Raw genomic sequence first — 7,404 nt, 5'->3', positions numbered from 1 at the left:
ATTACCTACATCCGCACTCAAGAAGGGTGGCTGTACCTGGCGGTGGTGCTCGACCTGTTCTCTCGCCAGATCGTCGGCTGGGCGATGAAGCCACGCATGACGGCAGACTTGGCGGTGGATGCACTCTTGATGGCCGTCTGGCGGCGCAAGCCCAAGCAGCCGGTACTGGTGCACTCGGATCAGGGCAGCCAGTTTACCGGTGGTGAATGGCAGGACGTTCTGAAGGCCCACAACCTAAGTTGCAGCATGAGCCGACGTGGCAACTGTCACGATAACGCTGTCGCCGAGAGCTTCTTTCAGTTGCTCAAACGGGAGCGGATCAAGCGCAGGATTTACGCGACAAGAGACGAAGCCCGCAGCGACGTATTTGATTATATCGAAATGTTTTACAACCCAATCAGGCGCCATGGTTCCAATGATGGGTTGTCGCCGGTAGAGTTTGAAAGGCAGTTTATTTTTCAGCAACAAAGTGTCTAGAAAACCAGGGGCGATTCAGTTATCGACTCAACTGGCCTCAAGGTATTTGGGGAAGGCGAGTGGAAGGTCAGAAAACACGGCGCTGAGAAACGGCGAATCTGGCGCAAGTTGCATCTGGCGGTAGACCCAGCCACTCACGATATCGTGGCGGCGGAAGTCTCGCTGGAAAATGTCCATGATGCCGAGGTGTTGCCGACCTTGCTCAACCCTTTGCGGCGCAAGCTGGGACGTGTTTATGCGGATGGTGCCTATGACAGCAAAGCCAGCCATCAGCTAATCTCGCGCAAAGGGTCGACAGCCTGTATCCCGCCTCGCAAGAACGCGGGGTTATGGGAAAAGGGACATCCGAGAAATGAGGCGGTGCTGGTGATGCGCAAGGAAGGGCTGGCGCACTGGAAGAAGATGTCGGGATATCACCGGCGCTCGCTGGCGGAAACTGCGATGTATCGGTTCAAGCAGTTGATGACGGGCAAAATCAGTCTGCGAATATACAACGGTCAGGTCGGGGAAGTGATGGCGTATGTTGGTGCAATCAACAAATTGAACACCCTTGGTCTGCCTGTCAGAAAGCCCCGAGTGTAACGGTCACTTGGGGCTGGGGAAGTTGTGACCTGATGGCTGATTTGGGAAACAACGCCCCACTAAACTGAAATTGATACCGAAGGAAGTGCGCACTAAAGTAGCATAACCAAGACACCGGTTTGAGGCCGGTGTCAGGTGATAACTAGATCTGTACAGTTAATTTTTTCTAAAATGATTCAATAACTCATAATATGACTCATCACTAGAGCAAAGTGCATATTTGTACTTTTCTTTAGTTTTCAGCAAAAAATCAATATACACGTTTATCATTTCGCTCACAAAGGCGCGATCAGCTTCATTTTCTTGGTCTAAATCAATAGAGTGAATCGCATTAAGCATCACAAAAAAGAAATAGTTCATTGACCCTTCGAGTACTCGCTGTAGGTGCCTCTCGCTGGTCGTCATGATGTACAATAAATAGTTATATTGCCTTTGCATCAATTCAATGATGTCATCATGGCTAATGGTTACTTTTTCCCATTCCCCTACCATCAAGTCAATCAATTTATTAAAAACTTCAAACCCCATGTATTGACCCAACTCAGCATCACCAATACTTAACGGGGTAAAAAAATCATGTCTAATATGAGCAACAATATTATCTTTACTACATGAAGGCTCTTTTATATAAATGTCATCCAAGGTTAACGGTATTGCACCTTCTACTTTCGCCCCATCCGTAATATTATAACAACAAACATCTTTAGCCATACACAGCAACGTTTCCATTTGCTTGATAGCCAGACTAAATATTGGATTGGAAATTACTTCGCCACCAAAATTCCCAGGAACAAGTAACTCTCCTGATGAAGTGACCGCATCCTTAAGCTTGTCAATCACATTTCCATTCTCATCAAAATAAGAACTCAACCTAGAATGATGATGTTCTTTCGAGCGATAGCCGTTATCAATACCAAACATATAGAGTTTTTTAAAGCCCAATGTTACCGCATAACTCAACCCTGTATTGCCAACATAAGGATTCACACAGGATAAAAAAGCGATATCATCAATCAATCCAATGGTGGAAAGCAATATATGCATCGGTTCACAAGGCTTAAATCCTATTGCCGACTGTTCAAAATATGAAAAGCAATCAGGATGCAGTACATCAGCACCCAAAAATAGAATGTCTCTTAAATAATCAGGCGCATTCATAGTAGCCAAAAAATCAGCTGTACTCTTTGTTCTTTCTACGGCGACTAATATATCAGGTTTTATCCCGGCCTTGTACAAGGCGCTAACACTACTTCCGCATGCGATAATTATTGCTTTTTGTTGATGTTCAACAATAAACGGTATCGACTTATCGAGAGAAGGTCCATTCCCAACAATAAAAACTGGATGTTGTGCTTCATCATCGACAACCTTTTTATTAGCATGTAAAAAAGGCACTTTGTTTTTAATGTTGGCATAACTATGCGAAAACGCTAATATATTGTCATCAAAGAACCCCCACCCCAGCCTTGTAAGGTGGAATTTTTTTTCAACCTTTTTAATGACGCTCGAAATCCTATCTGATGGATAATGCCAAAATGAACATACGCTGGTTGCCCAAAATGCCCCCCTCTTATTAATTGCCGTGTTTAAATCCTCAACTATATTATCTTCATCACTACCCACAAAAATATGAACGCCAAGGTTATTGTCATCAAGATATTGCAATAATGGAGCCCAGTCGAAAGTAAAAAGAGAAGCATAAAATAAGTCTGTATCAGGTTCAACAATAAATAAATTTTTTATTTTATGTTTTTCGTAAAGATAACCCAATTGATAACCAAGACCGACACCAAACATCAGCATCATAGGGATCGAAACAGGAAGGTTGTTATTTAGACTCAATGAATCTCGGCGTTCATTAAACAAATCAATTACTTTGTTCAGATACTCATCATGAATTTGATTAAAATAATTTTCACTGGTTTTTAAATTCATTACACCAAGAGTGCTTTGTGATAAGACACTCTCAACTTGGGCTTTGGCCAACTCATAGGGTGAGTCACCATACAAAGCCTCGTTGCTATCTGTCCAAAGTAAATTTGGCTCGCCATTTTCATTACAAAAAAAGCGGAAGGGACGCATTGGCACATAATCTTTTAACTCAGCATGGAGATGAGGGAAAAACATTTCAAAAGCAGTCATGTTTTCATTAAAACGCGCCGGAAGAGTGACAAACATAGCTTTTTCCTGCTCACTTTGCATAGCCAGTCTGGAAAGCTCATTTTCCGCTTCAATTAAATGCTTATCACTCATCACTCTGCTTCCTGGAGTCGTATGTCATTCTTACCTTGCTCACTGTCATTAAAGACAGTAGCTCAGCCTTGGTTTCTTGATGATATGTATTAAGGGTTGTTCTGAGTCGTGACTCTTCTTCATAAAGTAACGCCATATCGGTCGATGATGACTGTAATTTCATGAGATTGAGATCACTTCCCATCAAAAAGTTCAAACGAACGTCCATGAGTGCATCTGCCTCAAAAAAATCATCCCTTACAAGAGCATCACGAATAGCTGAGGTTAATTCTATCAGATATTGAATTGACATTATGAGCCTTTCATCTTTGATAGCGCAGCACTTTTTTCTTCAAATGGAATACTGTCCCAACCTGACTTGACAGTAATCATCAACTTGGCCACCTCATCGATCGCCGCTACGTCCATATCTTTACTTGCATCCAGAAGGCGCTCTTTCATGTAGTCGTACAACATAGCAAGTTGTTCTGGAACTTCGCCATAGCTCATATCCAAAGAGTCTTGCAAACCATTGATAATGGCCATAGATTTGGAGATTGCTATAGATTTCCCTTCAAAATCACGTCTCTCTATCGACCCTTTTGCCTGTGCTAAACGCTCAAGACACACTTGCATCATTAACTGGATCACCCTATGTGGATCGGCGACGGCCAGTTCCGCTTGCAAATTCATCGTGGTATAGGCTTTAAGGCTTTTCTTATACATGTGTTCATTCCATCTTGACTAATCAAAGGAAGTTATTTATTCCCTATTTAGTATTCAGCATATTGAGATAAGAGGCTGATTTGTTCAGCTTTGCCAGCAAAGTATCCAGACTACCATAGCGAATTCGCAATGCTTCTTCATACTTAGCCATCTGAGTGGTGGTATCGGCTTTCTTACGAGAAACTTCACGCAACTGCGAGTTCAACCCGTCCTCCCTTTTGGAGAGAAGCCCGCCGCTTTTTGAATAAACATCCAATTGTCCAGCCAATTTATTTGCTAAACCGTCATCACCACTAAACAACGCCACCACTTGTTCATAATTTTTGCTTAGTGCATCATTAAATTTTGTGTCATCAAGCGACAGTACTCCATCTTTGTCCATCTTGACACCCATCTGAAAAATGGTTGACAGCTCACTGGAAGCTCTTGATTTTTCCGTTATTGTACTGCTCATGAGATTGACGACTGTACGCGGCATAGAGTCTCCGGCCAGAGCACCGCCATCATCTTTCTGTACACCCGACACGACAGTGTTGCGTTTGCCCAACTCGTTAGATTTGCTGACCAGCGCGTTATAGCCATCAATAAAACTTTTGAGAATAGTTTTAATCCCATCCTTGTCTGTGGATATATCCACCTTGTTTGGCTTGAGGTTGTTGGAGGTGTCCTTGTCCGATGTGCGCAGAACCGTGATCTTTAACCCCATGATGGTATCATCAAACGTATTCGTATCGCTGGTGAGTTTGTTACCATCGACATCGATTTCGGCACTGCCTGCTGACTGGTTTTTGCCAGCAGTGAGAGAGGATGCAAAACTCGACAACTCCCCTGTCGACCCGCTTATCGTCATATCTTTGCCGTCACCACTGATACCGGAATCCATGATGAGTTTCACCTTGCCATCCGAAGTTTTGATGACGTTGGCACTCAAGCCGAAATTGTCACCATCATTATTAATGCGCTTTCGAATATTCTCCAGATTGTCACCGGCTTTGACGTCAACCGAGAACGTTTTTGTACCGGCACTGAACGTCAAAGTACCGTCTTGAGTCACCAGTGGATCTGTCGCGGTGTTAAAAACCGCTGCAAACTTGCTGGTCGTAGCCAATTTATTGACTGTTATATTGTATTGTCCATTTGATGTCCCCGTCTTGCTCTCCACCTTCAGTACAGGGTTATCCTTATCTTGGGTGACAGAAATCATGCGTTTGTTAAAAGCATCACTCTTTGTCATCCCTTTGAGCGTGGTCACATAAGAGGCGATCGCTGACTTAAGCTGCCCAACCCCAGACAAAGAGACTTTGGCGAACGTCTCTTTTTTGATTAGTGGCTGCTCCAACTGGGCCTTTTTGGCCGCGACACTGGTTGAGATGATCGATTCCAAATCGATTCCGGAAGCTGCGCCGGCCGAAGTAATACTCGCCATATTGATTTCCCTCCTCCCACTACACTCAGATTTGGTTATCCAGCAATAGTCCACTACGAGAGCCCGAACTACCGTCGGTCTCACGCAATGTCTGAAGACGTTTACTGATGGAAAGCAGCTCTTCACTCGGGATCTGGCGGATCACAGCACGCGTGTCCGCATCCATAACTCTAATAACCACTTTATCCAAGTCCCGCTCTACACTAAAGCTAACTGTCCATCCTTGTAATTGGCTGAATTCCTGCAATTTTTGTACCTCATTTTCCACATCGATGGGGGGCTGGTTGGGTCGATGACTTGCATGATCCACTCTGTCTCCATCTCGGATCGAGGCTCCCGCTGTCACCTGCTGCTCTTCGGGCACACCAGAAAGCAAAGGAGCGGCCTGCTGGCCGCTCTTGCTATTGGACTGAAGAGAAGAAGGAGTGACCGATGACGGGTTTCCAATTTCACTTGCCATATTGCCCCTCCTCTCTTATCTCTTTGCTCACTCTTAACCCAGCAGGGATAAGGCTGATTGAGGTCTCTGGTTGGCTTGGGCCAAGATACTGGATGCAGCCTGTTGCAGGATATTTTGCTTGGTCATGTTGGCAGTTTCGACGGCAAAATCCGCATCACGAACACGAGAACGGGCGGCACTCAGGTTCTCGCCCACATTGGACTGGTTGCGAATAGTGGAGTCAAAACGGTTCTGTACCGCACCCAGCTCGGCGCGCTTGCTGTCCACTGCCTTGATCATATAGTCAAGGTTGGCCATCGATAGCTGAGCCGTGCTCGCCGCAGTGATACTCTTCACTGTGCTTGCGCCGAGTGCAGTAGCTGCGGTACTGACCTTATAGGGCTCTTTGGAGCCGGCAGAAGTGGCCACAATTTTGGCGCTTCCCTTAGTCACACCGGCAATACCGCTGATGGTAAAGGCCGACGACATCTTGAAGGTGATGGTCTGGGAAGCATCGGCTCCCACCTGGAAGGAGCCTGTGTACTTACCATCGAGCAGCTTCTGACCACCAAACGTAGTGTCGCTGGAGATTCGGTTTATTTCGGTCTTCAACTGATCGTATTCCTGTTGCAGAGCGGTACGGTCATCAGAGTTATTAGAGCCGTTAGCAGACTGCTGAGCCAAGGTGCGCATGCGCTGCAACATGCCAGAGACTTCGTCCATCGCCCCTTCGGCCGTCTGCGCAACAGAGATACCATCGTTGGCATTACGGTTGCCCTGATCAAGACCATTAATCTGGGAAGTTAAACGGTTGGAAATCTGCAAACCAGCAGCATCATCTTTCGCACTGTTGATGCGTAAGCCAGATGCCAAACGAGTATAAGAACTATCCAACGATTTGTTGGTATTCATCAAGTTACGCTGAGCGTTCAGTGATGATGTATTGGTGTTAATGTACATGGCCATAATAAATTCTCCCGAAGAACATGCGACTGCAGGTTGCGTCGTCCAAACAACACGACGTCCCACCGTTTGAAGAACAGGTTGAACATGCCCGTCTCTTCAGGCGGGTGTCTGTTTGAACGAACAGGTCACCCGCAGTAGTGCAAACGTTGGATTCCGAACACCCCTCGATTGCTTCACTTTATTTAACGGCAGCGCAGAGACAAGCTTTAGGAAAATTGTTGCCTAAAGCGGCAAGTTTTCTCCGGTAGGCGGCAATAGGGCAAGGAGACTGAACGACATAGCCGAGCAGCCAACATCAGACGAGGCCTGATTTTACGGAATGGAATGTATTGGCATGGTTCATGCTTTAAACTGACAGGGTGACGTCAATTTGGCGACACAATAAAAAGAGGCCGGTAAACCGGCCTAAAAATGAGCATATGCTCAGGAGAATATGACCAAGCGTGACAGAACTGAACAGCTGGACAACACTTGGCATTACTAGTAGAGATTATATCTCTCCCGATAGAACAGAGTGCGACCCGAACACCCCTTTGTTCCATCTCTTGACCAGGGC

7 protein-coding genes and 1 pseudogene are annotated in these 7,404 nt (G+C 45.5%); 2 read left to right on the top strand and 6 right to left on the bottom strand.

Going from position 1 to position 7,404, the window contains the following annotated elements; all coding sequences use genetic code 11:
- Both OKC27_RS10580 and OKC27_RS10575 read left to right on the top strand, forming a co-directional pair.
- Window positions 1-477, top strand: a 477-nt coding sequence (locus OKC27_RS10580; protein ID WP_270806231.1) for an IS3 family transposase, incomplete at its 5' end; no start/stop codon positions are given.
- 12 nt (window positions 478-489) lie between these two features.
- Window positions 490-1,059 (top strand): annotated as a pseudogene (locus tag OKC27_RS10575) (IS5 family transposase); the annotation flags it as partial.
- A gap of 156 nt (window positions 1,060-1,215) precedes the next feature.
- Here the strand turns inward: OKC27_RS10575 and OKC27_RS10570 are convergent.
- From OKC27_RS10570 to flaB, 6 genes are read right to left on the bottom strand one after another with little or no spacing between them, the layout of a single operon-like run.
- Window positions 1,216-3,312, bottom strand: coding sequence for a motility associated factor glycosyltransferase family protein (locus tag OKC27_RS10570; RefSeq protein WP_234602999.1), 2,097 nt, complete (start codon window positions 3,310-3,312; stop codon window positions 1,216-1,218).
- Window positions 3,305-3,604, bottom strand: coding sequence for a hypothetical protein (locus tag OKC27_RS10565; RefSeq protein WP_270806230.1), 300 nt, complete (start codon window positions 3,602-3,604; stop codon window positions 3,305-3,307). Before OKC27_RS10565 ends, OKC27_RS10570 begins: the two co-directional genes overlap by 8 nt.
- Window positions 3,604-4,017 (bottom strand): flagellar export chaperone FliS, encoded by a 414-nt coding sequence (gene fliS, locus OKC27_RS10560; protein WP_234603004.1) that lies wholly within the window; start codon window positions 4,015-4,017, stop codon window positions 3,604-3,606. Before fliS ends, OKC27_RS10565 begins: the two co-directional genes overlap by 1 nt.
- A 43-nt stretch (window positions 4,018-4,060) precedes the next feature.
- On the bottom strand, window positions 4,061-5,443 hold the full coding sequence (gene fliD / locus OKC27_RS10555) for a flagellar filament capping protein FliD (protein ID WP_234603006.1): 1,383 nt from the start codon (window positions 5,441-5,443) through the stop codon (window positions 4,061-4,063).
- A 25-nt stretch (window positions 5,444-5,468) separates the two neighbouring features.
- Window positions 5,469-5,903 carry a flagellar protein FlaG gene (locus OKC27_RS10550; RefSeq protein WP_234603008.1) on the bottom strand — a complete coding sequence of 145 codons (435 nt, stop codon included), beginning with the start codon at window positions 5,901-5,903 and terminating at the stop codon, window positions 5,469-5,471.
- Between the two features lie 33 nt (window positions 5,904-5,936).
- Window positions 5,937-6,848 (bottom strand): flagellin N-terminal helical domain-containing protein, encoded by a 912-nt coding sequence (flaB, locus tag OKC27_RS10545; protein WP_234603018.1) that lies wholly within the window; start codon window positions 6,846-6,848, stop codon window positions 5,937-5,939.
- Between the last annotated feature and the right edge of the window lie 556 nt (window positions 6,849-7,404).

The sequence above is a fragment of the Aeromonas sp. QDB62 genome, from assembly GCF_027705695.1.
In the GTDB taxonomy this organism is placed as follows: Bacteria; Pseudomonadota; Gammaproteobacteria; order Enterobacterales; family Aeromonadaceae; genus Aeromonas; species Aeromonas allosaccharophila.
This window is presented reverse-complemented; position numbering and strand designations above follow the sequence as displayed.